Source organism: Kitasatospora sp. NPDC093550 (assembly GCF_044764985.1).
Classification (GTDB): domain Bacteria; phylum Actinomycetota; class Actinomycetes; order Streptomycetales; family Streptomycetaceae; genus Kitasatospora.
Genome location: NZ_JBIWJF010000032.1, coordinates 16,129 through 41,168 on the forward strand (window position 1 = coordinate 16,129; position 25,040 = coordinate 41,168).

Here is a 25,040-nt window from a genome sequence, read left to right on the forward strand (position 1 = left end):
AAGCATGTTTAGAGGAGTCATCAGTCGCGAGTCGGTGCTCAGCGCTGTAGAGGAGTACGACCGCGTCGGCCAGGACGCCTTCCTCTCCCAGTACGGGTTCGGCCAGGCTCGCACCTACCTGCTCGTGTATGAGGGTAGGGAGTACGACTCCAAGGCCATCGCGGGCGTGGCTCACCAGTACGAGCACGGCACGGCGCTGCTGCCCACCGAGTTCCATGGTGGTACCGGGGAGGCCGTCGTGTGGCTGAAGCGGCTCGGTTTCACGGTCAAGTCGGTCCGCAATCCCGACTGGGCCTGGGACGAGGTCGTCCTCGCCTGTGACGTCACCGCGGAGAACGGCTGGAGAGGACTGGCCGCAACCGACCCCCGCGTGGTTGAGCTGTCCCGCCTGCTCCAGCTGCTCCCGATCCATGACGTCTCATCCAGGAACGACACGTTCCGAAACGCCAACGGGGTGGCGCGCAAGACCTTCGACATCGCTACGCGCCATCCGGACTACAAGGGCAAGCCCACCAACGGCGGCGCTACGGACCGCGCTGTCCTGCAGGCGTTCCTGGACAGTCCGGTGGAAATGGCTGCTGCCGCTCAGCTCATCCGGGCCGGGGTCCTTACCGGCGGCTTTCAGGCGCCAGTGGCACCAGGTGAGGACCCGGAGGACTTCGATGCACCGGAGGGCCGTCTCCTGCTGCGGCAGCACCTCGCCCGGGAACGCAGTCCGGAACTGCGCCGACGGAAGATCGACTCAGTGGTGCGGCAAGGCCGCCGCCTTTCCTGCGAGGTCTGCAGTTTCGACTTCCAGCAGGCCTACGGTGACCGCGGCGCCGGGTACATCGAGTGTCACCACGTGGTCCCTTTGCACGCGGCAGGAGAAAGCAGGACGAAGCTGTCGGACCTTGCCCTGATATGCGCAAACTGTCACCGGATGATCCATCGCCGCGCCCCGTGGCCGACGCCTTCGGAACTGCGGCGACTGATGTCGGAGGCCAAGACAGGCTCTCAGGAGACCAGGACCTGACCTTGCGCTGCTGCCGGATGTGATTCGGCGTGGCTGGTGTGACGGCTGGGTCGTTGGATTCGTCATGGGATTGACGGGTGCGGTTGGAGCGTTTCTGGCGGCACGGTGTTCCCCGGTGGGCCGTTGACACGGCCCACCGGGGAACGTCTCGCCTGACCGGTACCGGCTGTGTTCAGCGGGTCTGGAGCAGCTCGATGATCTGCATGGGGCTCTTCTCCAGCGTGAACCAGTCGGCGACGATGACCCGGTCGGCGTCCTGTGTGAACGAAAGGGCGGCGTCCAGGGCAGGCCGGAGGTCGTCGCTCACCAGTTCCTCCTCGCACATGTGGAGCGGATGCTTCGCCACCACCGCGTGGGGCAGGCCGCTGCGGGAGGTGAAGGTCACCCCGGGCAGGTTGCCTTCCAGGAAGGTGCCCTTGTGCATCTTCTGGAGGCCGGCCAGGGACTGGCGGGCACGGTCGTCCGAGGTGCTCGCGAACCCTCCGGAGAGGACGGTCAGCAGGTCGCCGGCCAGGCGCCAGTCGAGCAGGGGGTGGTAGGCCATGTTGGAGTAGTCGCGCAGGCAGCCTGGGCACGAAGAGGTGCAGACGGCGGAGTGCTCGGTCTCCCTCAGCGAGTCCAGGTACGCGTGGGTGGCCCGCATGTAGTCGCCGATGACCTGAGGGCTGCCGAGGTGAGTGCTGAACCCTGCTCCGTTCTCCAGGGCGTCCGCCAGGAAGGTGTAGGCGACATGGCCGTCCGGATGCGCTCCCGGGTGGATCCCGGCCAGGAGTTCCTGCCGGCCGACGTCGAGGAACTTGGCGGCCGCGCTGCGCAGCAGGAATGCGAGCGAGTACCAGGCGGCCCGGCGGCCCTGGCTGATGTCGCTGCCGTAGGCGGGAGGAGCCGGGGAGAGGTTGAGCCGGTACCCGTGGGTCTCGTCGACGGCGGATACGGGGCCGAGGAAGAAGAAGTCCGTGGGCAGGACCGCCCCGAGAGCCACCTGGACTTCCTCATCGCTTCCCGGTCCGTTGCCCTTGACAGCGGTGTACCCGCCCCAGCTGCCCGAGGTGCGGCGCAGTCTGAACAGGTCGCCGTTGTTGTCGTTGATGATGTAGCGCTCGCCCGGGCCGGAGTAGACGTGTGCGCCCTCCCAGGAGGTGAACTGGAGGGCTGAGAGGTTGGCGGCGGCCCGGGACGAGACGGTGCGCGGGGCCCAGGCGAATACCCCGTCGAAGTCGCGCGGCTCGCTGGCGCGGAAGCCTGCGGGCTCCCGCAGTTCTACGACACTGTAGTTCTCCGAGCTGCACTGCGGGCAGGGGCCCTCGCCGGACGGTGCCGTCTCGACGTGGTTGCAGACCCGGCACAGTCCTACGGCCTGGGGGTTCTCCAGGGGGTCCGCTACGGGCCTGGGGCTCCTGGATGTGGGCTCGAAGTCGGTGATCCCCTTGACGGTGAACACCTGGCCGTCCTTGACGACCTCGCTGCCCGGGGCGAACTGGGAGACGGACATGGCAATGTCGCGGTCGATCGTGTGGTCAGGCGGCCATGGAGACCTCCTCTGCGGGACCTTCAGGTAGAGCTGCCTGACCCGGGTGGGGAACCCGAACATGGGCAGCACGCCCGCGTGCGCGAGCCGCTCGCTGAGTTCCTCGGAGCCGGTGGGCTGGGCAGCCACCTCTGTGACCTTCTTCAGTAGCTTCTCCAGCCACTGGCTGGTGAGGATCTCAGTCGGCTGGAGCGGGGTGAAGGCGCTCAGCGCCTGTGCTGCCGCGGCTAGTACGCCGTCCTGCTGGCTGAGCCACTCCCGGACGGCTGGCTGGGCCGCGGGCCAGTCCCGGGCTTTGCCGAACTCTCCGTGCACGCTGCCTGAGCCGCCGTGGGCATCGAGGTTGCGGAACGCGAGCCGCAGGACCTCGGCGGCCAGGGCGCGTTCCAAGATCTCCGGCCGTTGGAGGGTCAGGTAGGGAGGCGGGGTTGGGTCGTTGGTGATCGATGACGGGTTCGCGAAGTAGTGCTCGTCGTGGCTGCGTCCCCGGCAGACAGTCAGCGCGACCGCGACCGGCGAGGCCCGGCGGCCGGCCCGCCCGACGCGCTGCTGGTAGTTGAAGCGGCTGGGCGGCATGTTGGCCATCAGGACGGCGGACAGCGGTCCGATGTCGACGCCGGCCTCCATGGTGGTGGTGACCGCAAGGAGGTCGATCCCGTGCACGAGCGGGACCTCGGGCGGGTCGTTCAGGAAGACGTGCTGGAAGCGGGCCTGACGGGACTGGGCATCGAGACGGTCCGTCTGGCCCGTCAGCTCGGCGCAGTTGAGGCGGAAGGCGGCGCGGTCACTGGCTGCCTTCCACGCGTAGTAGTCGCCTGCTTCCGGGTTCCTGTCAGGTTCCGGCTGCGCGGGGAGGGTGCTGTGGCACCGCGTGCAGGTACCGGCGCTCGGGGTGAGGTGCCGGCGCCCGCACTGGCCGCACCGCCACGAGTGGCTGGGGGAAGGCTGGACGGCCGCCTTCCTCGGGTCGATGAGGTACTCCCGTACCGTATCGCCCCACGCGGCCTCGGCGGCGATCTGCACATCGTCGGGGTGCTTGTCCTGGTGCTGTGCGACGGCTTTCCAGTACTCCCGGAGCTGCGCCGGAGGCTGGTCCCTGCCGTCGCGGAGGTCCTGGAAGCGGCGTAGTTCGGCGAGGATCCGCAGGCTGGCGCGGCCGAGGCCGTCAGGGTCGGGGACAGCTGGTGAGGGGGCGACAGAGCCCAGTCCGAGCGATTCGATATCGCGTCCGGCACCGGAGAAGAGGGCTTCGAGGGTGTTCTCCAGGAGCCCGTTCTCGGAGCTCAGGGCAGCCTTCTGGGCGTCTGAGGTTCCCAGCTGAAGCGCGGGGGGCTGCTGTTCCCAGTCGAAGAGCTCGTGCCAGGGCAGGTCATTGACGTGCTGCACGCTCGGCTTCGGGCCCGCGGGGTTGACTCCCAGGGAGAGCAGGCGCTTGTTGACGTGCACCTTGGCCAGAGCCTCGAGGGCTGGCGGGGATGCGAGCCGTGCTTCCGATGCGGCCGCGTCGGCTTCATTCTGGAGCAGTAGTGCCAGGCGCAGGGCGTTCAGGTCGTCTTTGTTCTGCGCGCTGAGGCGTTCGACGGCAGCGGTACCGGCCTCGGACTGCCCTTGCGGATCGGCGCGAACGGCAGCCACGTCTTCAGCGGCTCGGGCAGACCGTCCCAGCTCGTCCAGGGCGAGCAGCCGGATGAGGTCCTGGTAGTGCCGCAGGGCGATGCCTGCGGAGAGCTTGGCGGCGTCCTGCCGGCTGTCCGTGAAGACGATCAGCTTGCGCTCGGCAGGGTCGGTGAACTGCTCGGCGAGCTCGTCCGACAGCACCTGGTTGATCTTCTCGAAACCGGTCCTCATCGTCCGCACGGACGATGCCAGCCGCGCGGGGTCGGTGATGGGCCTGCGTGTGCCGTGCTTGGTGTAGAGGCGCTCCCAGTCGGCTCCGCAGCACGGGCTGCGGGTGGGGAAGGGCGGGAACGAGGAGAGCGCGTGCTTGGGCCGGCCGGTGTTCTTGTCGACAGGCGTGCTCACATGGAAGCTCCAGCCGGTGGCCTTGGCTGCCCCGTTGGACAGCAGCCCGGTAGCCGGATCGTAGGCACTGCGACGGAAGGCGAACGTGACACTGCTGTTGTCGGCGCTCCACTCAGCGTCGTCGTCAGCGCGCTGCGGGCCCTTGGAGGGCCAGTAGACGATGTAGTTCTCCGCTGACCGGTCCTTGCCGGCCTGGTCGGGGGCACGGGACAGGTCAGGGCTGTCAGGCAGCAGGACGGACTTGAAGACTCCGCGTCCGGTAGCGCTCTGCGGCACGTAGCCGCCCAGCATGGCCTCGCCGCAGGACTGGCAGTAGAGCAGTTCCAGGACGCGGGCGCCGCAGTCGCAGAAGGTGCGGGGGACGGAGTAGATCCTGCCGACGGACCGTGACGGGTCCTGGAAGGGGGCAGGGACCTCCGGGCACCGGGGGTCCGAGCAGGCCCACATGCCGGCCACGTTGCGGAAGAAGAGGTGGATGCGGATCCTGGGCAGGCCGTCGACCCCGGCCTCGGCAGCAGCACGGATGGCGGCCGCCGTCCCCTGCAGGGCCTTGCCGGCTTCCTCGCTGCTGCTGGAGGGGAACAGCTTCCTGGCGAGGGCCGCAGAGGCCATGGCCGGGGCGGAGGGACCGGCCGACCCGGCACCGAGCGCGCTGGCCAGCGCCTGCGCCGCACCGGTCGCGGAGAGCAGCTCGGCGGCCTCAGCGGGACCGGGCTCAGTCCCGGCGTACCGTGCCAGCCTAGGGGCGGCTGCGGAGATGTCCTCCGGGCCCGCGGCACGGGGAGCAGCCTCTCCGGAGATGAAGTGGAAGGACTCCTCCCCTGCAGCGAAGAACTCCTGGAGGAAGCGGCGGTCCTTCTCACGGGTCTCGTCCAGTGATGCGGAAGCGGCGAGGATCCTGAGCTTCTCTGGGCGCTGGTTCAGGCCGAGCCGGTGGAGGAGGTTGCGGACCAGGTAGGCGGTCTCGGTGCCCTGCGTGCCCCGGTACATGTGGAGTTCGTCGAGCACCAGGGTGAACCGGGCGTCGTCGTGCGAGTCCAGCCACTGCGCGGTGCGGAGGAAGAAGTCCTCGTCGCGGCTGCGCCGGAGCATCACGTTGAGCATGGAGTAGTTGGTGATCAGGATGTCGGGGGACGAGTGGTACATGTCCCACCTGCTGCGCATCTCCGCCCCGTCCAGGCGGGGGGCGAAGTAGCGGATGTCCTCTCTGCAGCTCTCCTCGGCGGCCGCACGGGCGCGCTCGCCGCGGGCGGCGGTGGCCTTCAGGTAGCTGCGCAGCTCGTCGACGGCGTAGCGCTGCTCCTGGCTGCCGGTCACGGGGGTGCTGCCGGTGAAGCGCCCGAAGTAGAAGCGGTGGCCGCCGCGGTGGGCGCGAAGCCACGTGCGGGCCCGGTCGCTGTCCAGGGCCCGCCTGAGCCTGACGAGCTGGTCGTCCACGAGTGCGTTCATGGGGTAGAGGATCATCGCCCGGACTGCGGGCGTGTGCCCGGTCTCGCCCTGCCGCTGGGGGCAGTAGTCCGCTGAAGACCGCTCCCACCACGGGTTGGGCACTGCGGGCTCGCCCTTCCAGTCCTGTGACTCGCGCAGCAGGTCGGCCAGGATGGGCAGGAGGAATGCTTCAGTCTTCCCTGACCCGGTGCCGGCTGTGATCACTGCGTTCCGGCCGGCGGCCATGGTGCTGGCCAGGGTCCGTTCCTGGTGGGTGTAGAGCTCCATCCCCTTCTCGAAGAGCCCGCACTCGGCGAAGTCGGCCAGTTCGGGGGGAGCTCCGGCTGCCGTGGCTGATTCGGCGATGCTGCGCCCTGTGAGGGCGTAGTCCGGCCGGAGTTCGACGAAGGGGTCGGCGAAGACGCCGCCGGGCTGGTCGAGCAGAGCCCGGCGTTCCGCTTGGAGGCTGTTGTTGCGAAGCCGGAAGGCGGTGTCGTAGTAGCGCAGGTAGGCCTCGGCCAAGGCGTTGTGCGTCGTGAAGGCGTCCAGGCCGGGCAGGGGTGTGCTCATTCAGTCTCCAGACGGCGGTGCAGGGTGCGGGCAATGCGGTCGGCGATGAAGAAGGGGACCCCGTCGTAGTGCTCCGTGCCTGCTGTGCGCAGGCTCGCCAGCCCTGTGCACAGGACCGCTGCCCGTTCGTGGGCCAGCGGCAGGGGCGCCCTGCGGTCAACGGTCATGCGTCCCAGCGTGCCGGCGCTTCGGCTGCCTGTTCGGTCGGCTTTCCAGCGCAGGGGGAACGCTGCCGGCGGGATGACGTGGTGGATGCCTGCCCTCCGGTCGACGCTGTGCCAGGTCTGCTCCGGGAACGGGTCGGGGGTGTGCAGACGGCCGGGAGCCGAGGGCAGCCTGGGCCGGTGGAGCAGGGAGTAGCGCTGCAGGCGGTTGTACTGCGTGAACCGGTACAGGCCGGGGGCGGGCCAGCTGCCGCCGAGGGCGACGGGGACGAACCGGCCGGCGACGGGGTCGAACCGTTCGGCTGGGCTGTCGCGCGCCGGGGGAGCCGCCGCAGGCCCCAGGGTGAACGGACGTAGGGACCTGGCGGCGGACTCAGCCGCGCACGGGACGGCCGCGGAGCCGGTGGACGCCGCGAACTCATGGAGGCGGGAGCGCTCCGAGTACTGCAGCCATACGGCCGTCGGCAGGGGTATCCCGGACTCTTCAGGTTCCTGGGGTACGGCCGTCACCGCTCCGTGCTCCTGGTAGAAGCCCGGCCCGACGGGCCGCGCACCGGTGAGGACGGCGGTCTGGGTGTTCCCGGGCAGGTCCGTGATCTCGCAGGCGTTCGCGCTCCACCGGCCGGTTCGCCAGTCGATCGTGACGGCGCCGAGGGCTTCGATGCGGCTGAGCCACTGGGTGGCGGGCCGCCTGTCGCAGCCGGCGGCCCATGATGTGTGGCGGATGAGCGCGGCCAGGGGGCCGCTGCCCTGCTGTGCCATCCAGGAGATGAAGTGGTCCGGGTCAAACACGTGTGAATCCCCCTCGCGGGAACTGGCTGAGGGCTGCCTCCCTGTAGCGCTTCCACAGGGTCGAGTGGGCTGTGCCGGCCAGGTCGAGCAGGACGAGCCGGCTCCAGTAGTCCTTGGCAGCCCGGCTGAGGGAGCCGAAGTCCGGCTCCTGCGGCTGCAGCAGGGTGACGGCGGGCTCGCCGGCGCCGGAAGCAGCCACCAGCCAGACAGCGCCGGGCGGAACCGGTATGCGGGCTGTCCCGCCGCCGCAGAGCGCGGGGGCGCGGTCCCTCCACCACGCGGGCTCCTGAGGCCGCCGGGCCGCGAGGAAGTGGCCTTGGGCGGTGAGGAAGCGCACGTCGCCGCCCAGGGGAACGGCGACGGTTCCCGGCGGGGCACCGGGCACGGGGCCGCCCGGAGCGTCGGCCAGGGGCTCCGGCGCCGATGCGAGGTAGAAGTCAGCGGCGGTGCCGCCGGCTGCCAGTACGTGCCGCCCGGGGGCGAGGCCCTTCCCCCGCAGCACCGTCAGGCCGTCCGGCGGGACGGCCAGCGGCTGGCCGTCCAGTGTCACCAGGCCGGGCCGGCGGTAGGCCTCGGGGACCATGGCATCGGGCTCCCCGCCCAGTAGGAAGAGCGAGCGGTGCCGCCACCCGCGTTCGACGAGCAGCCCGTTGCGAAGGCTCAGGCGCTGCTGCGGATGGTGGCGGACGCTCCCGACAGCGGACCGGGACAGAGCCGCGGCCAGGGCCTGCTCGTCGTCGAACCGCAGCTCGGGAGTGACCTGCCAGCCCGGAACCGGGACGGGCTCAGGGCAGCGCCACTGATGGCCTGCATCGGCCAGGAGGCTCTGCAGCGGACCCTGGCCGGACGGGTTGAACAGGAACACATAGGGCTCGAGGGCTGTCAGCACATCGGTTTCCGTCCAGCCGCCGGCGAGAGGGTCCTCGCGCAGCGCCAGGACACTGCGTCCGCCTTCGACGCAGGCTTCGGCCACCGCCCCGCGTGCACAGAGCCCGTGCTGCAGGGCCTGGGCCAGGTCAGGTATCGCCCCGGAGAGTTCGTACACCTGGTCCGCGAGCGCGATTTCCAGCGCTCCGGCGGGATGCCGGAGTAGGTCGTGCTCCACATCGGACACGGCCTCCGCGTGCCAGCGCGCTTCCCATCCTGTGAATTCGTCCTCGAGGACGACGCGCAGGCGCACCTGGGGCAGGCCGCTGCTGCCGTGTCCCAGGTTCGTGCTCCCGTCCCAGCCCTCGAACAGGGTGACCAGCAAAGGCTCCAGGAGCGGACCCTCTGCATGGGAGCCGAGCGCCTGGCGAAGCCGCTGGGACAGGCCCCCTGGATTGACGGAGCTCCACATCTGGAGCTTCTCCAGCAGCCGCCTTCCGTGGACTTCCTGGCCTGGCGACAGGTTCTCCGAGCGGAAGAACCGCCGCAGGGCCGCGTGGTCGGACGCCCTGACCAGAGCCTGGGACTGGGCGTAGCCGATCTTCCGTAGGGCCGGGTTCCTCCTGATAGTGCTGAGGCCGCGTGCCCCGCCCTGCTCCCGGAGCCATTCATCCAGGCACAGCCACTGGCCGACGACGGCCTCGTAGTTGCTCTCAAGCGGCTTCCTGTGCCGCTCCCCGCCCCAAGAAGGACAGAGCACCTCGGCAAGGCGCGCGTAGTACGCGGGAGCGCCGGGCCCCGCTTCAGTCCGCTGCATCCTGGCAGCTGCCAGCACAGCTGTCGCGAGGAGCGGGAGGCAGGGCGGAGGATCCTCGCGCTTTCCGCGCTTCCAAACGCGGCAGCGGTCCGAGACCGGTTGGTACGGGTCCCCATGCCAGCCGAGCACGGAACTGACGGCTGTGCTGAGGCCCTGGACCTCGGCGCTGCCCTGGAGCTCGCGTAGCTCGTTGTCATTGATGAAGAAGAGGACCGGTGTGTCTTTGCGGTGCCCGCCGAAGAACGCCTCGGCAAGGCGGGTCTGCCACCACTCGTATGCGGCCCAGCGGCTGCCCGGCCCGTCGCCGGACTCGTCCCTCACCTGTCGGTTCCATGTCCGCGACCAGTCCCGGCAGCCCGGACCTCGCCCTGGCCGCGCGCAGGCAGTGCAGCGGCCGCGCTCACATGCATGAATAGCCCCCCAGCTCAGGAACATGCTGATGATCAGTCAGCACTGCTCAGATTTATCATCTTGGCCGGGCTGTTCATAACCAGCAGCTTCATGGAAGGAGACGAGGCTAGGCCGGCTCGGAGGTTTCTTCAAAGGGCACACGAACGCGTCCGCCTGAATGTAGGGTTGAAGATTATCCAGCCCTGGGCGAACTGGTTGGCCTCGCCTTCCTGCGGTGACGACGCCGCCCCAAGGCGGTGTGCACCCGGCGGACTTCAGCTGTACGGCAGGAGCCGGGACGGTCCAGCGGCCCGGACTGGTTCGGCAGGCGCCGGATGGACACGTCCCGCGGGGCCTTCGCTGCCTGTCACAGCAGCCTGGGGTCGACCGAGACTGTAGCCAGGCCGGCGGGACCGTAGAGATGGATCACCGGACCGGCAGTGCCCCTGTCCACGGCGATGCCGTGGACAGGGGCACCTGTCAGGACGGTGTGGACGAGATCGCCGGTGCGCGGGTCCCAGATCCTCACGCCGCTGGTGCCGCCTGAGACGAGCAGCGTCCGGCCGCCGGGGAGGGGCAGGCCCGTCATGGCGAAGGTGTCCGGGGACTTCCACACGGTGGTCTGCGCCAGGGTGGCCACGTCCCAGACGCCGATGTCCGTGCCGTTGGACATCGCCAGCAGCAGGCCCCTGCCGCCGGGCAGAGTGCACAGGACACTGCCGTGGCCGCCCCTGTGGTCCCAGCCGGACAGCGTGCCGGCAAGCCGCCCGGAGGCGGCATCGATGAGCACCGTCTCCAGGCCGACCCCTGCCACGACAGCGACAGCACCGGACGGGGAAGGGGGCAGGGCTCCCAGGAGGCGGACGGCTGATCCGCCCGTGTCGGCGCTGAGCGGGAGCGTCCTGAAGACGGGCTGCCCGTTCTCGTAGTCAAGGACGACGGTGGTGAGGTTCGGGCCGCTGCCAGTGGCGGCCAGGGAGACAGACATCGGCAGTCCGTCCGCCGTCCATGCGACGCATGAGGACAGGGTGGACTGGGACAGCTCCTTCCGGACCGTCATCACCTTCTGTCCCGACGGGAGGTCCCAGACAGACAGGTTGCCATCCGGGTCGCTGACAGCCACCCGTGCCCCCGTACGGGCGAGCGGCAGGACCTGCCCGACAAGACCCGTACCGATCCGCTTGAGCAGGAGGCCCGTCGTTGCGCTGTGGATGTCGAGTCCGCTCCGGGTCGCGAGGACGAGGACGTCGCTTCCCGGGGACTCACCGTCCGCGGGCAGGAACGACCTGCACATAGACCAGGTGGGCGCACTCCGTCGGCGCCTGTCCAGCGAGGGGCCCCGGTACGCCGACTCGTCCAGCCCGTCCTCGTACAGCGGCCCGCCGAGCCCGGGATCCCAGACCCGGATGCCTTCCGGGCCGGCCGACATCACTCGCGGCCCTGCCGGGTCCTCCGCAACCGCGAGGGCGTCTACGGACGGGATTTCAGCGTCGAACGTGCGGACTGTGCCCTCGTCAAGGCTCTGCAGGACGATGCGGTTGCGTGCGACGTAGGCGAACGCCGTCCCGCGGGCACCGGCCACTGCCGTGCTGCCGCCTTCCCGGCTGGACGCCACCTGCTCGAAGGTGAAGGGATTCCATACCCGCAGGGGTACCAGGGGATTGGGGGACTCGGCAATCAGGAGGTCGTCCCCCTCCAGCCGGGTGACGCCCACCAGTCCGGCGACCTGGCTGCCTCCGAAGGGAGCGCTCACGGTCGTTCCCGACACGGGGTCCCACAGACGGATCCCGTCCTCACAGCAGACAGCGACGACGGCCTTGCCGTCCCTGGAGCGGACCACTGCTGTCAGTGACGGCTGTCGCCGGGAGGGTTCCTGGACCTGGCCGTACCTCTGCGTGATCCCGTCCGGGAAGCCGGGAGCTTCGAACAGCCTGTTAGCCCGCGGCCTCCACAGGAATGCGCCCTTGCGGGTCAGGACGAGCAGTTTCCACAGAGCCGGGCCGTCTGCCAGGACGTGCACATCGTATGTCCGCGGGACCGGCGTCTGGGCGATGGGCTGTCCGGAGACCGGGTCGTAGATCCGCACCTCGTACTGACCGCTGTCCGACCGTCCCGCTGTCACGAGGAAGGTGCGCCCGCCTGTGGCCATGATGGTGCACATGCGGTGGACTGTCCCGGTAGCCAGGTCCGCGACAGGCCTGCCCGTCCTCGCGTCCCAGACCCGGACACCGCCGGCATCGGCCGCCAGCGCAGCCAGTTGGCGCCCGTCCGATGTCGGCACCACGCACATGGCCTTCGTGTGCCCCGGTGCAGGCGCCAGTACGTTCACACGTGCCGCCCACCGGCCCCACAACGGCTTTACCGGCAGCCGGTCAAGCACGTCGGGCCGAATGCCGCCCTCCCCGTCCAGGCCTCGGACAGCACGGTGGAAGGCAATGCTGCCCAGGCGCGAGGCGTAGTCCGCGCCCGCACCGGCGAACGGCTCGATCAGGGCCGCCGCCGTCAGGTTCCGCCGCCCGGGGTCTCCGGCCGGAAGCGGCAGAGCGAGGCGGGCGCGCAGCGTCCCGGAGGACTCCTGCGCGAGCAGCTCCACTGGCACCTCGGAGTCGGTCAGAACGCCGCCGGCGTCGGCATGGTGCAGCAGGTGCCTGCGCACGTACGGATGCGCCAGATGCGGCGTAGTCCGCTCCACCAGCCCCGCTAGCGCACGGGAGATCGCAGCCTGCGCAGCCGTGAGCGCCTGCGGATCGTCGCGGTCCTCCCGGCCAGCAGCCGCAGCTGTCGGCTCCAGCAGGCGGGTGCAGCCGGTCAGGAGGAGGTCGGTCAGCCGCTGGTGGACAGGCCGGTAGACAGCGCGGCCATCCTCCTCAGCGCTGGCGAGGTACCCGGTGAGACGGCCGGAACGGAGGATGCGGATGGCATGGTCGGCCGCCTCGACGTCCGTGAAGCCGTGACCGTATGCCTCCGAGGCCAGTGCGACGGTGACCGCGGGCCAGACCTCAGCCCACGGCAGCCCGGCCCCTGGTGCGAACGCAGTCGCGCGAAGCGCGGCGACCAGGAGGCTGCTCTCCACCCCCGCAGCAGAGGCCACAGCCCGGATGTCCTCGCGCAGGAGCCCGGTAGTGCCGTCAGCGAGGCGCTTCAGCCACCCGGTCTCCTCCAGGTCCTGGCAGGCACCGGCCGTCCTGAGCTGCTCGGCAGCGATCCGGGCATCGAGGAAGGAGGGAGCGACCGCCTCAGCGACGTGGAGCGCCGCTGCGTCCGCAGCCTCCGGCTCTCCGTGGTACGGGCTAGCCTGCGGGGCGCCCAGCAGCGCAGCGGTGTACGCGGCGATGTCACTCGTGCAGTCAGGCCCGTCGGTACGCAGGATCTGCGAAGCGACGCCCTCCGTACGGAGGGCGTCGGCCAGCCGCTGCAGCAGCTGGTCCGCCCGCTCGTCCCTCAGGGCCCCTCCCGACGCGTACTCACCGCTCGAGGGCGAGCTGCGGACACCTACCACGAGCCGGACGGCCCGCCTCTCCCCGAGCCGGGACAGCGGGACGATGACATCGCCGACACAGGCCAGCGGATCCTCGGCCTCATCCAGTGCGTCGATGACCACGTTGACGGGTCCACCGGAGCCGGAGGCCCTCGCGGCCAGGAGGCCGAGCAGGCTCTGCAGCGGGAGCTCGCCGTTGCTCGGGGCGCCGCCGAGCGCGGCCAGCAGCTCCTCCACGACCACCCGGGCCGACTTGTTGCGGGCCAGGACGGCTACGTCGACCGCTCCCGGGTCCGGCCGCAGTTCGCCAGGGATGCCTGCCACCACGTCGGCATACCTCGGGTCGGCTGCGAACCCGGTGTCCGCCAGGGTCACCAGACGCGCCAGAAGGGCGGACTTCCCGGACCCGGCAGCTCCGGTGACGACAAGGACACCCGTGCCGTTCCGGATGAAGGCGACCATGCGCCCCATCGGCTCAGCACGCCCGCTGAAGTACCAGCCGGGATCGTCAGCTCCTGTCCGCCCCGAAGCCCGCTCCAGCCAGAACTCATCCAGCGGCCCGGAACCGAGTGCGAGCTGGCGCAGCGCGGGGCCGGCCACGCTCTCCACCGGCCGGAAACGCGGATTGGGCAGGCACGCGCTCGGAGCACTGCCGCGTGAACTCGGCACGACCCACTCGGCGCTGACCAGCCCCTTGTCCGCACCGTCTTCATCCAGGCCTACCTGGTGCAGGAGCTGCTCCCACTCCGCGAACGACAAGTGGGAGCCGGTGTAGCCGGCGGCCTCGTCGCGCATCCGCTCCCAAGCCAGGGCGACGCGCCGGGTGAAGGAACCCACCAGGGGCTTCTCGTAGTGGTGGCCGGCGGTGACGACCGCGGCCCCTTTGTGGCTGTGGCGTTCGTCGGACAAATCCTGGAACAGGCTTGCGAGTTCGGCGTGGAGCGTTCCGGAGTGGCATGAGTCGACGAGCACCAGGACGTGCTCGGACTGGCTGTCCAGGACTGTGGTGATGAGCTCGCTCGTCGGGAACGCGGTTGCCAGTAGGCGTTCCTCCTCCGTAGCCGGAAGCGTCAGGTAGTGGCGCGGGGAATTGCGGCGCAGCCCGTGGCCGGTGATATACACCACCACCGCCTCCTTGTAGCTGGCCGCTGCCAGCTTCTGGCCGTGCAGGAAGGCGCGCAGATCGTCCACTGAGCGGGGCGAGTGCTCGGCCTTCACCACCTCGAAGCGGCGGTCGTCGCCGAGCGCGGGGTCGGCCAGCCATCCGGTGATCCGCTCCACCTGCGCGGCGACGGCCTCGGTGAAGCCTTCCTGCCCGTCCTCGTAGCTGTCGACCGCGACGACAACCAGCCGCCTGCGGACGATGCCGTCCAGTCCCTCCGTGCTCAAACCCGCCCCCCTCTGTCTGGCCTTGCCAGCCTAGCCTGGCCTGTACCGGCTGCCGCGAGCCTGGCTACCATCAGCCGTCTACAGGCTGCTGAGGCAGCGGATGGGGGGATTCATGAGCGCGCTGCAGATCGTCGGGGTGCACGGAATCAGGCAGGGGTCGGGGGCGACCACGACCGGGCTGAGCTCAAGATGGCAGACCAGCATCGACGGTGCGCTGGCTGCCGTCTCGCCCGCCGCCCCCGGGGTCGCTGTGACCGTTCCCTCCTACCAGGCGGTCTTCCCCCGGACGCCTACCCGGTTCATCCGGCTCGGCGGCCCGGAGGCGGGCTCCCCCTCCCAGGACGGGCCTGTCGGCGAGGAGGAAGAGGCCTTCATCCTCGAGGCGCTGGCGGCTTATGCCCCGTCGGCTGTCGAAGACGCTTCGCCCGGGGCGGGCCTGACGCTCGGGGAGAACCCCCTCACACCACGGATCGTGCGCAGGATCCAGGCGGTGGACAGGAAGGTGGGCAGAGGAGTCACGAGCCGCCTGCTGTGGCTCGTCCGTGAGGCCTACACCTATCTGCGTCATGAGGAGACGGCCTACGCCGTGCGCGCAGAAGTCGCCAGGGTTCTGGCAGCGACAGGTGCGCGTTTGGTCATTGCCCACTCCCTCGGCAGTGTAGTCGTCTACGACTTGCTCAGCCGCGGTGAAGCTCCCGGTGTGACAAGGCTGGTGACGTGCGGCTCCCCGCTCAGCTGGCTCGCGGGCCGCAAGGGAATCCATTCAGAGGGCGAACCGCTCGCAGTCCCCGCCGGAGTGGAGTGGACGAACCTGTACGCGTCGAAGGACTTCGTGACCGGGTGCGCCGGCCTGTCCCGGCTCGCCACCGGCATCACGGACATCGAGGTGAACAACGGCGGTTTCCCCTCCTCCCACGACGTCCACCGCTACCTCGACAAGCCGGACCTAGCCGCTCTCATCCTCAAGAGCTGCACCGCCTGAGGAGTACGGCCCGGCCTGCGGCATACCCCGCGCCCCGCCACGGTCCGAATCTGTACCAGGGCGCGGGGATACGCGTCGGACGCAGATCAGCCGGCGTGCTCCGCGAGGACGGCGGCTACCGCCTCCTTCTCCTGCTCGGACGCCTTCTTGTCCCGGAGGTTGTTCTTGATGATCGTGGGGATCAGCGAGGTGTCGAGCTCGAGCGACCTCAGGGTGTAGACCTCGCTGCCGCCCTCATGGCTGGTCGCGATGTCGAGGCCCAGCTCCCGCAGTTCCCGGGTGCGGCGCTCCGTGTGGACGGAGTCCCTGGTGACCACGCGCAGGAGGGCCGCACTCACCGGCTGCCCGAGCCTGCGCAGGAGCATGGAGAACAGCTGCTCGTGGGTACGGCTGCCGTAGGGCACGGTGAGGTAGCGCTCCGGGATCCGCTCTCCGTACTCCTCGGCCATCCGCTCGGCGAGTTGAGCACGGAGGTCCCTGAAGGTGTCGCACTCTGCGGGCAGGTCGGTCCGTACGAGGGCCTGCATGGACTCGGCCAGCAGGCGCTTGGCATAGAGGTAGGCGTCGAGGAGGTTCTGGGCGTCTGCGTCAGCACCGTCCTTCTTCAGCAGGTCGAGGACGCCCGCGACCGCGAGGGCGGTGTCCGGCTTGAGCCGGTGCCAGTCGGCGGCGGGGTCGGTGGGGTGGTCGGCCATGTTCAGGGAGTCCTATCGTTTCGCCGCAGCCGTGATCGAGCTGTCGGGTGGGTAGCGGAGGATGTGCACGTCCTCTCCGGCGTCCTCGACCGCTTCGAGGTCGTCGAGCCATTCGCGGAGGAACTGCTCGCCCTCCTGGTCCGCGCGGTTGGCCCGCATGAACCTGACCTCGCTGCCGATCGTCACCCGGGGGTCGCGGGCAGCGCCGCCCCGGGTGCTGAGCGAGTCCTGGAGGCTCAGGCCCGCGGCGAAGCGGCGGATGTCGGAGACGAAGTCGAGGACGACGACCTTCTCCTTGCCGGGGGCCAGGCGCAGGCCTCGGCCGAGCTGCTGGACGAAGATCCGGCGGCTGTGGGTGACCCGCTGGAAGACCACGATGTTGACGTCCGGGACGTCGACGCCCTCGTTGAGGACGTCGACCGCGCAGAGGATGCCGGTGCGGCCGTCGGCGAAGTCCCACAGGAGGCGGTTGCGGGTGGCTGCGTCCACCGCCCTGCCGTCTCCCGTGCGCGAGGCGATCACCTCGGCGCTGGTGAACCCGAGCGCGTTGATCCGGCCTGCCATCCGCTCCGCGTGGTCGATGGTCCCGCAGAAGACGATGCCCCTCGGGCTCTTCTGCTCGGCCCATGCCTCGGCGAGGCGGTCGACGACTGCGTCGTCCCACTCGTCGATGAAGACGGTCCGGTTGATCCCCCGGGGTGTGAGCGCGGGGGCGGTCTCGGCGAGCCCGGCTGCCAGAGCGTCCCAGTCGATGTTGTCGGTGAACATCCGGTAGTCGACATTGGCGAGGTACCCCTCGCGCAGTCCGCGCACCATGTCGATGTCCACGACGGGGAAGTCGAACCAGGTGTGCAGGGACTTCCCGTCGGGCCGCCAGGGGGTCGCGGTCATCCCGAGGAGGAACGCGCCGCCGTCGGCGGCCGACAGCTCGCCGAGCACGGCGTTGTAGGCGGTGGTTCCGAGGTGGTGGCACTCGTCGACGACGACCAGGCCGAACTCCGGCAGGTCGCGCCCGGCCTCGACGGCGGTGGCGACGCTGTCCACGCAGGCGAACACGACGTCCAGGTCGTTGAGCGCATCCTTGTCCGGGCGCTCGTAGCCGTTCCACACCCCGGTCGCCGCAGAAGCGGGCAGCAGGGGCCAGAACGCGCGCTCGAGCTGGTAGACGAGCTCGTTCCGGTGGGCGAGGACGAGGGTCTTCGCCCCGGGCCGCAGGGCGCGGGCGCGCCGGTGGAACTCGGCGGCCACGAAGGTCTTGCCGAGTCCGGTCGCGAGGACGACGAGTGCGCTGCGGGCACCGTTCACCAGCTCGTTCATCAGCCCGTCCACCGCGCGCTCCTGGTAGGGGCGGAGCTGGAAGCGGTCCGGGTCCTGCAACGCCGGCGGCGTGTCCGGGACGCGCTCCGCCTGCTTGCGGAGCGTGCGCCGGTCCCACAGCTGCAGGGGGATCCCCCTGGCCGCGAGCTGCTCCTGCTGGGCCCGGACGGAGGCCTCGAACCCGTTCAGGCTGACGACGACCGGGATCTGCGCGTCGTAGCGCCGGCAGGCGTCGACAGTCTGTGCGATGACCTCGGGCCCTACCGGGGACCGCCACCGCTTCATCTGGAACAGCCAGCGTCGCCCGTTGAGGCTGCCGATGACGTCCGCTCCGCCGTCGCCGGAGGCTCCTGCCAGCTGCACCCCGGTGTACCCGCGCGCCATGACGAGGCGCTGCACGGTCCGCTCGAAGGACTGCCAGCCCGTCCCGGCCAGGTTGAGGTCGGTGACGATGCGCTGGGTCATGCGAGCTTCCCGGCCAGGAAGTCGACGGCGGCCCGCGCACGGACGACGATGAGCCGTTCGGGCTGGTCGTAGCGGAGGTAGGAGGCGCAGTCCTCGAGGCAGCGCAGGTACTTGACCCGGAGGTCCTCCTGGAGCTTCCGTGCGATCAGGGGGCCCGCCTCGTTCTCGCTGGGCCACGGGTCCTCCCAGACCAGGCCGTTGAACCAGCCCTCGGGGTGGCGGCCGAAGAAGGCGCTGACCGTGTCGCGGTCGCAGTAGCGGAGGTAGCCGCCGGTGGACTTGAGGCGTCCGAGCTCCGCGAGGTCGGCACCGGATTTGATCATCGACTCGGCGAGCGCGAGCTGCTGCGCCTCGTCGAGCTCGTCGTAGAAGCGGTCCGCGTGCGGCGCCCTGAGGATCCGCTCCGTGATCTGGTCGAACAGCGACTTGATGTCGTTCCGGACGCCGTCGGCGCTGTCCGTCACCGCATCGCCCCAGCCCTTCTTGAGGACTTCAGCGGTCAGTACGGCGGCCGTGTGCCCGGGCCGGCCCTGGAGGTTGCGGTGGAGGGAGTGGAGGAACTGGGCGACCTCGGTCGCGACCAGGAACTCCGGCCGCAGCCCCATCGCCGTGAACACGGGGTGGGTGGGGTCGATGTAGACGGTGATCTGCCGGGTGTCCGCACTGGTGACGAGCGGCACCGCCGACTGCCCGAAGGCCGGGAGGATCGGCCGGTGCGTCGCACGGACCCGGACGTCCAGCGGGCTGCTCGGCTTCCCGTCCGCCAGCACGACGGCGAGCTGCTCCGCGCTGAGCTCCTCGACGTCCGCGGACGCGGAGCCCAGGGCAGCGGGGCTGGCCGGGTGCGGCGCGTCCTTGACGTGCCCGCACTGCTCGCAGCGCTCCGTCCCCGCCTTGTTCTCCTGGGCGCAGAACGTGCACTTCCAGGGCAGCTGGACCCTGGGCACCTGGGACATGCCGCAATGCGGGCAGACCGTCGCGGAGCGCAGGATCTGCTTGCCGCACCCCGCGTCCAGGCACGGCTTCCCGTCGAGCACCTCTCCGCAGCCTCCGCACTCCTCGGCCGTCGGCGTGTTCTGGAAGCCGCACTCCGGGCACTCGGGGAGCACCTGGATCGGAGGCTCTGCGGCCGTCTCGACGAGCTCCCACCACTTCGCGTCGTCGTAGTAGCCGGGTTCGCGGTTGAGGAAGCGCCGGTAGTACTCCTCCTCGACGCTCCGCGGGATCCGGTCGGCCTTGCCCTTGGCCGGGTTGTACTTCCCCATGTACATGTCGCCGCGGCCGAAGTTGCGGACCTTCCGGTACCCCTGGAAGAGCAGCGACACCGGCGAGTCGTTCACCTCGCCGTCGGTCCAGTTGTTGGGCAGCAGCGAACCCCCGCGCAGGAAGCCGATGGCCTCCTGCCACTCGTCGGAGGCCAGCTGGAAGTGCTGCTTCTGGAAGTCGACCGGCACCTGGTCGAGGTGGACCTCGCCGACGATCCGGCCGTACTGCTGGTCCACCGGGTACTCGCGCTCGACGCGCCCGGTGGTCTCGTCGGCGAACTCGAAGAACGCCGCCTTCTCCGCCTGGCGGATGGCCCGCCCGTTGCGGATCAGGTCGATCCCGAAGTCGTTCTGGTCGTCGAAGCGCTGGATGCCCACCCAGCCGCGCACCCGGTGCCTTATCTCCCGGCTCTCCGTCCCGCCGCACCGGGGGCAGGCGTCGTGCTCGCCGAAGTCGGTGCCGTCGTGGAGGCAGCGCCTCGCACTGCTAATAACCCGGTCGAAGCTGATCTGGGCGGGGATCTTGCCGTGGGACTTCCGCTCGACGAAGCGTTCCGGCGACCACACGCAGTGCTCGAAGGCCTGGCAGCGCTCGTTGTTGACCGTGATGACCACCGGCTCGGCCGCGCCCGGCCGCAGCAGGGTGGCGTACCGCCGCCCCAGCCGGCTGCGCAGCGTCTTCTTCGGCATCCTCGCGAGCTCGCGGATGAAGCCGCTGTTGGCGTCCCCCTCAGGCCACCAGCTCCGGACCTCCACGACGGTGCCATGGCGCAGGCCCTGCGGCTTCTCGATCTGCTCGGCCCGCGCAGTGAAGGTCTGGGACTGCATGAGCCCAGGCAGGTCGAGCGTGACCTGGACGGCGTGGTCGTCCTCCTCGCGCGCGGAGACCACCCGCGTGATGCGGCCGAGCTTCCCGGTGGCGATGTTGAATCCCATGCCGAACAGGCCCAGGGTGTCGAAGTGGTTCTTGGAGGTGTAGCCGGCCCGCATCGAATCGGCGATCTGCCCCTCGGTGAGGCCCGGCCCGGTGTCGCGGACGCGGACCACCCCCTCACCCCGCGCGACCTCGGCGGATCCCGGAACCTCGATGATCACCTGGCGGACCGCCGAGGGGGCTCCCGAGGTGGCAGCGGTCCGGAAGGAGTCGACGGCATTGTCGATGAGCTCGCTGAGCGCGTCGATCGGAAGGATCGGGGTGCGCGTGAGCGCCACGAGCACCTTGGGGTCGGGGGTGATGTCGATCGGCTTGTGCGCCATCTTCTGGTCGGCTCCGTGTCCAAAATCCGAGTAGTGGGTCCGCCTCCTCGCGAGCGCACCGGCCCTCAACGGGCCGTCCGCACGAGCACCGGCGGTCAGGCCTTCGGCTGCACCTGGCGCGCGGCCAGCCTCTGCAGCGGCAGCCGGTCGGTCTCGCCGGCGTCCTGCACCAGCTGGACGAACCAGGGCGCCACCCAGGTGTCGCTGCGGTACGGCCACTCGCCCTGGGCGAGGGCGGACCCGGGATACCACTCCGGAGCGGGCCTGGTCTCCGACCGGACTGCTGCGCAGAGCTCCACGAGGGGCTCGTCGTCGTCAGGCACACGGAATCCGAGCTCGGCCGTCACTCCGATCAGCCACCACTGGAAGTGCCGGCGCCGCTCCGACTCCGCGAGCTGCCTCACCGTACGGGTCGTGAGGCCCGCCGCACGGTAGGCCTCCAGCGCCAGCCCGTCCGGCGGCGCGATGACATGGGCGTTGTCGTCCGTCACCGAGAAGTCCTCCTCGGCGCCGCGCTGCGCCACCGCCCCCGCCGCCCGGTCGATCTCGTCGTAGGCGGCGGTGGTGAGCTCGGTGCCCGGTGCGAGGAACTCCTCGATGCCCTGGAAGAACTGCCCCGGCTGCTCGATGCGCAGCTCGGCGCCCGTCCGCTGCCGCAGCTCCTCGAAGAGCTGCGGCCACGGGCGCTTCCCGCCCTTGCCGTCGAGCTCCTCGTACCAGTCCTTCTTCGAATCAGCGGACACGAGCAGGACCCGTTTCACTGCCGGGTCAGCCGCCCTGTCCAGGATCTCGGCCCAGACGAGGTAGTCGCCGACCCGGTCCAGGGGCTTGCCCTTCCCGTCGTCAGCGAATCCAGGAGGGATCTCGTTCGGGAACCGGAAGGACAGGGCCTCCTCCAGCCTGCGCTGCACCACCGCATACTCGGTCGGCGGGGCGAGGCGGTCCCCGAAAAGCGCCGCTACCTCCGGCAGGACGGGATCGTCGGACTCGACAGCAGCAGGCAGGAGGTCGTGGCCGGACTTCAGCTGCTTGGCGTGGTCCTTCAGGAGGTCCTGCCACTCGGCCAGCAGGGCCTTGACGGACGCCTGGTTGATCGTCTCGTCCAGACCGCTCTGCGCCGCGTCGTCATTGGCGTACTTCTTCAGAAGCCGCTTCACGTGCGCGCTGGCGGCCAGCACCGATTTGCAGGCCTGCTGCAGGTGCCGGTCGATCACGGCCGGGGCGTCGCCGAGCTCCTTGCTGCGCTCGATGATCACACGGCGCCGGCCCCGCACAAACTCCTGCCCGACCTGGTACGGAAGCCAGAGGCTCCCGGAAATCTGCGCCAGGAGCGACAGGACCTGGTTGCGCACGGCAGGGTTGTACTCGTACAGGCTGAGGAGCACGTTGGTGTCGAGCACGACGAGGGCGTCCTCGAAGAACGCCTTCCGGTCGGCTGCTGCCACACCGCTGTCGGGGAGGATCCAGGATCGGAACTGCTCCACCATCGGCAGGTCTGCCTGGCCCACGCTTCCTTGCTCCCTCCCCAGCTGCGGGCTCACCATCCTGTCGAGGCAAGTGGAACCCGTCAAGGCACAATTACGGAGCGCAGTCGCCCCCACGGTCCTGAGCCCTCCCGCTCCCCGTACAGCGGGTCCTCTGTGCCCGGTGCGACCTCGCCCAGGAGCACCGGACCGGGGCGGCGCCCCCCTGCCCGGAGACGAGCAGTGACCCGGGACGCCGGAGTGCGGCGTTTTGGGCTGTGTCACAGGTGTCGCCTACTCTTCAGGTTCTGCTGGTGCCACCTGTCACAGGCAAGCCTGCAAGCACATCCGGCCCGGATACCGGGCACATGCTCGCGAGGCGGCCGCCAGCAGCGGCAGCAGAACAGGCGGCTGCCACTGGCAGAGGAACACGTCGGCGTCCGCTTCGAGGGCGGCGCCACCGAGAGGAGGTCTCATGGCACCTGAGCGCCTTGAGGTGGTCGAGATCTGCGCCGGCGCGGGCGGACAGTCCCTCGGCCTGCACAATGCGGGATTCACGCACAGGCTCGCCCTGGAGCTCGACCAGAACGCCGCCGCAACCCTCCGCCACAACCTCGCCCGGCTCATGGAGGCCGAGGGCGCGAGCCCCGAGGACGCCGTGCTCAAGGCAGAGGAAGTCGTCAAGGTCGGGGACGTCGCCGACCCGTCGCTCTGGGACCCCAGCGCGCACAAGGACGTCGACCTCCTCGCTGGGGGCGTCCCCTGCCCGCCCTTCAGCATCGCCGGCAACCAGCTCGGCGCGACGGACGAGCGGGACCTCTTCGCCTGGGCCGTGCACCTGTGCAGGGACATCCAGCCCAAAGCGCTGCTCCTGGAGAACGTCAAGGGCCTGAGCGGCAACCGGTTCTCCGCCTACCGCCAGCACATCCTCGAACTCCTCCACAACGCCGGGTACGTCGGAGAGTGGCGCCTGCTGGAGGCCCACCAGTTCGGCGTCTCCCAGCTCCGGCCGCGGTTCGTCCTGGTCGCCCTGCAGGAGGAGTTCGCCAAGTACTTCCACTGGCCCGAGCCCTCCAAGGAACCGGCCCCCACCGTGGGCGAGCTGCTCAAGGACCTCATGGGAGCCAACGGCTGGGCCGAACAGCACGTCGAGGCGTGGGCCCAGAAGGCTTGTGCCATTGCGCCCACCATCGTCGGTGGCTCCAAGAAGCACGGCGGCGCCGACCTCGGCCCCACCCGGGCCAAGGCCGCCTGGCGTGCACTGGGGGTCGACGCGATGGGCGTCGCCAACTCCGCTCCAGGCCCCGACACGGACGGCGACCACCTCCCGAAGCTCACCACCGCCATGGTCGCCCGCATCCAGGGCTGGCACGGCAAGGCGTACCACTGGGAGTTCCAGGGCCGTAAGACCACGGTCTACCGCCAGATCGGCAACGCCTTCCCGCCGCCCGTCGCGGAGGCGCTCGGCAAGGCGATCGCCAGCGCACTGCGCAAGGAGGAGGAGCGCCCAGACTCGGTCGAATGGGAGCGCCCGGAACTCGACCCGGTCTACCTGCTGCTCCGCCACCACCCGGTCAAGACCCTCACCGCGCAGAAGATGGCCGACCTCATCGCCAAGTCCGGCGCGAAGAAGCTCCCGCCGCCGGAGATCGAGCGGCGCATCGCCCACATCGAGCGCGACTTCCATGTGGAGAAGACGGCGCGGAAGAACGGAGAGCTGGTGTACCGGCTCGGTGAGTTCAAGGCCTTCGTCGGCCAGCAGGACCACGCCCGCCACGACTACTTCGCCCAGCACCGGGGGAAGGTCAGCTGACGGTACCGCCTGCGCGCCGCTGCCGGACCTGCTCCACCACCGTCGGCGCGCAGGCCGCCGGGGACTCGTGCTCCCAGAAGCGCAGTACGAGCCAGCCCTCGGCCGCGAGCCGGGCGTCGGTGTCACGGTCCCGCTGGACGTTGCGGCCGATCTTCTCCCGCCAGTAGTCGGGGTTCGTCTTGGGCGGGACGAAATGCTCTGGGCACCCGTGCCAGAAGCAGCCGTCGACGAACACTGCGACCCGGGTCTGCCGGAACACCAGGTCGGCACTGCGGCGCATGCCCTGCAGGGGCTTCGCAGCCACGCGGTACCGGAGCCCCGCGGCGTGGACGAGACGGCGGAGCGCCAGCTCCGGCTGGGTGTCCCGGCTGCGGTTGCCCAGCATGCTCCGCCGGTTGGCCGCTGACGACGCCCAGGACCCGGGCGGCGGGGCCCACTCCTGCGGTGTCTCCCCCGGTGTGCCAGTGGCCACGACACAGGCTCCTGTTGCTCGGGAGGACCGGGCGTCCGCCGCCGACGGACGCCGGAAAGTCCTCGCTGCTGTTCCCCAATCGGGCGGTAGCCAGCCTAGTACTCCGCCACGACTTCGATGTCCTGCCTGTTCAGAAGGCTGCGCGGCGCTGAGGGCGCGGGCGCGCCGGGCTCCGTGCCGTGACCACACTCGGAGTGCTATCGACGCCGCACCGTGCGCGGGTGGGATCGTCCTGGCGGCCACGGCTTCCTGGCTCCAGCCCGCCCATGCCGGCATAGGAGACAGCCCGGTGGGGATGGGCTCTGGCATGACAGGAAGTCCCGACACGGTGCTGGTGGTGGTACGCGGCCCGAGCGGCGCGGGGAAGTCGAGCGTCGCCGCACGGCTGCGCGCCGCCTACGGGCGCGGCATCGCCGTCGTCGCCCAGGACCTGCTGCGGCGCACCGTACTGCGCGAGCGCGACGTCCCGGGAGGAGCAAACATCGGGCTTATCGACCTGGTGGCGCGCCACGCTCTCGACCACGGCTTCCACGTTGTCGTCGAGGGCATCCTCGACGCCGAGCGCTACGGGGGGATGCTGGCCCGGCTCACCGCCGACCACCGCGGGCGCAACCACCTCTACTACCTCGACGTCGACTTCGACGAGACCGTACGCCGGCACGCCACCCGCCCCCAGGCCGCCGAGTTCTCCCGCGACGACATGGCCGGGTGGTACCGGGCTCACGACCTCCTCCCCCACGGCATCGAACACGTCATCAGCCGGCACAGCACCCTCGACGAGACCGTCCAGCGGATCCTCATCGACACCGCCCTCACCCCAACCGGCTGGACTCCCCGCCCCTGACCGCGCA

At 70.1% G+C, this 25,040-nt stretch carries 13 protein-coding genes; 4 read left to right on the top strand and 9 right to left on the bottom strand.

Translation table 11 applies throughout. The features are described from left to right. Positions 1–4: 4 nt before the first annotated feature. The gene (locus ACIRD3_RS34120) at positions 5–1,015 is read left to right on the top strand and encodes an HNH endonuclease (RefSeq protein ID WP_402224327.1); all 1,011 of its coding nucleotides are present in this window, start codon (positions 5–7) and stop codon (positions 1,013–1,015) included. A gap of 172 nt (positions 1,016–1,187) precedes the next feature. On the opposite strand, the gene ACIRD3_RS34125 is transcribed toward ACIRD3_RS34120, so the two are convergent. From ACIRD3_RS34125 to ACIRD3_RS34140, 4 genes are all read right to left on the bottom strand, one after another. Continuing rightward, the gene (locus ACIRD3_RS34125) at positions 1,188–6,563 is read right to left on the bottom strand and encodes a DEAD/DEAH box helicase (protein WP_402224329.1); all 5,376 of its coding nucleotides are present in this window, start codon (positions 6,561–6,563) and stop codon (positions 1,188–1,190) included. Continuing rightward, complete coding sequence (locus tag ACIRD3_RS34130; protein WP_402224330.1) at positions 6,560–7,519, bottom strand: hypothetical protein; 960 nt, start codon at positions 7,517–7,519, stop codon at positions 6,560–6,562. The genes ACIRD3_RS34125 and ACIRD3_RS34130 overlap by 4 nt, the downstream gene beginning before the upstream one ends. Beyond that, a complete protein-coding gene (locus ACIRD3_RS34135) occupies positions 7,512–9,524 on the bottom strand; it encodes a hypothetical protein (protein ID WP_402224333.1) in 2,013 nt (670 codons plus the stop codon). The genes ACIRD3_RS34130 and ACIRD3_RS34135 overlap by 8 nt, the downstream gene beginning before the upstream one ends. A gap of 436 nt (positions 9,525–9,960) precedes the next feature. Then, complete coding sequence (locus tag ACIRD3_RS34140) at positions 9,961–14,460, bottom strand: AAA family ATPase (RefSeq protein WP_402224335.1); 4,500 nt, start codon at positions 14,458–14,460, stop codon at positions 9,961–9,963. 112 nt (positions 14,461–14,572) lie between these two features. On the opposite strand from ACIRD3_RS34140, the gene ACIRD3_RS34145 reads away from it, so the two are divergent. Further along, complete coding sequence (locus ACIRD3_RS34145; protein WP_402224337.1) at positions 14,573–15,442, top strand: hypothetical protein; 870 nt, start codon at positions 14,573–14,575, stop codon at positions 15,440–15,442. Between the two features lie 86 nt (positions 15,443–15,528). Here ACIRD3_RS34145 and ACIRD3_RS34150 read toward each other — a convergent pair whose 3' ends face one another. From ACIRD3_RS34150 to ACIRD3_RS34165, 4 genes are all read right to left on the bottom strand, one after another. After that, positions 15,529–16,137 carry a hypothetical protein gene (locus tag ACIRD3_RS34150; protein WP_402224338.1) on the bottom strand — a complete coding sequence of 203 codons (609 nt, stop codon included), beginning with the start codon at positions 16,135–16,137 and terminating at the stop codon, positions 15,529–15,531. 12 nt (positions 16,138–16,149) lie between these two features. Then, on the bottom strand, positions 16,150–17,919 hold the full coding sequence (locus ACIRD3_RS34155; RefSeq protein ID WP_402224341.1) for a DEAD/DEAH box helicase family protein: 1,770 nt from the start codon (positions 17,917–17,919) through the stop codon (positions 16,150–16,152). Then, positions 17,916–20,441 (bottom strand): ATP-binding protein, encoded by a 2,526-nt coding sequence (locus tag ACIRD3_RS34160; RefSeq protein ID WP_402224344.1) that lies wholly within the window; start codon positions 20,439–20,441, stop codon positions 17,916–17,918. The genes ACIRD3_RS34155 and ACIRD3_RS34160 overlap by 4 nt, the downstream gene beginning before the upstream one ends. Positions 20,442–20,536: 95 nt before the next feature. After that, a complete protein-coding gene (locus ACIRD3_RS34165; protein ID WP_402224347.1) occupies positions 20,537–21,949 on the bottom strand; it encodes a PIN-like domain-containing protein in 1,413 nt (470 codons plus the stop codon). A gap of 430 nt (positions 21,950–22,379) precedes the next feature. Between ACIRD3_RS34165 and ACIRD3_RS34170 the strand changes: the two genes are divergently transcribed. Beyond that, entirely contained in the window at positions 22,380–23,717 is a 1,338-nt protein-coding gene (locus ACIRD3_RS34170) for a DNA cytosine methyltransferase (protein ID WP_402224350.1), read from the top strand. On the opposite strand, the gene ACIRD3_RS34175 is transcribed toward ACIRD3_RS34170, so the two are convergent. Then, positions 23,710–24,189: a very short patch repair endonuclease gene (locus ACIRD3_RS34175; RefSeq protein ID WP_402224353.1), complete on the bottom strand. Its 480-nt coding sequence runs from the start codon at positions 24,187–24,189 to the stop codon at positions 23,710–23,712. The two genes, ACIRD3_RS34170 and ACIRD3_RS34175, sit on opposite strands and share 8 nt — an antisense overlap. A gap of 307 nt (positions 24,190–24,496) precedes the next feature. Between ACIRD3_RS34175 and ACIRD3_RS34180 the strand changes: the two genes are divergently transcribed. Beyond that, positions 24,497–25,033, top strand: coding sequence for an AAA family ATPase (locus ACIRD3_RS34180; RefSeq protein WP_402224355.1), 537 nt, complete (start codon positions 24,497–24,499; stop codon positions 25,031–25,033). Positions 25,034–25,040: the final 7 nt, after the last annotated feature.

What these genes read in the sequence shown, in the direction of transcription:
- ACIRD3_RS34120 (WP_402224327.1), top strand. Translation starts at nt 5, where the DNA reads ATGTTTAGAGGAGTCATCAGTCGCGAGTCGGTGCTCAGCGCTGTAGAG.
- ACIRD3_RS34125 (WP_402224329.1), bottom strand. Translation starts at nt 6,563, where the DNA reads ATGAGCACACCCCTGCCCGGCCTGGACGCCTTCACGACGCACAACGCC.
- ACIRD3_RS34145 (WP_402224337.1), top strand. Translation starts at nt 14,573, where the DNA reads ATGAGCGCGCTGCAGATCGTCGGGGTGCACGGAATCAGGCAGGGGTCG.
- ACIRD3_RS34150 (WP_402224338.1), bottom strand. Translation starts at nt 16,137, where the DNA reads ATGGCCGACCACCCCACCGACCCCGCCGCCGACTGGCACCGGCTCAAG.
- ACIRD3_RS34155 (WP_402224341.1), bottom strand. Translation starts at nt 17,919, where the DNA reads ATGACCCAGCGCATCGTCACCGACCTCAACCTGGCCGGGACGGGCTGG.
- ACIRD3_RS34160 (WP_402224344.1), bottom strand. Translation starts at nt 20,441, where the DNA reads ATGGCGCACAAGCCGATCGACATCACCCCCGACCCCAAGGTGCTCGTG.
- ACIRD3_RS34170 (WP_402224350.1), top strand. Translation starts at nt 22,380, where the DNA reads ATGGCACCTGAGCGCCTTGAGGTGGTCGAGATCTGCGCCGGCGCGGGC.
- ACIRD3_RS34180 (WP_402224355.1), top strand. Translation starts at nt 24,497, where the DNA reads ATGACAGGAAGTCCCGACACGGTGCTGGTGGTGGTACGCGGCCCGAGC.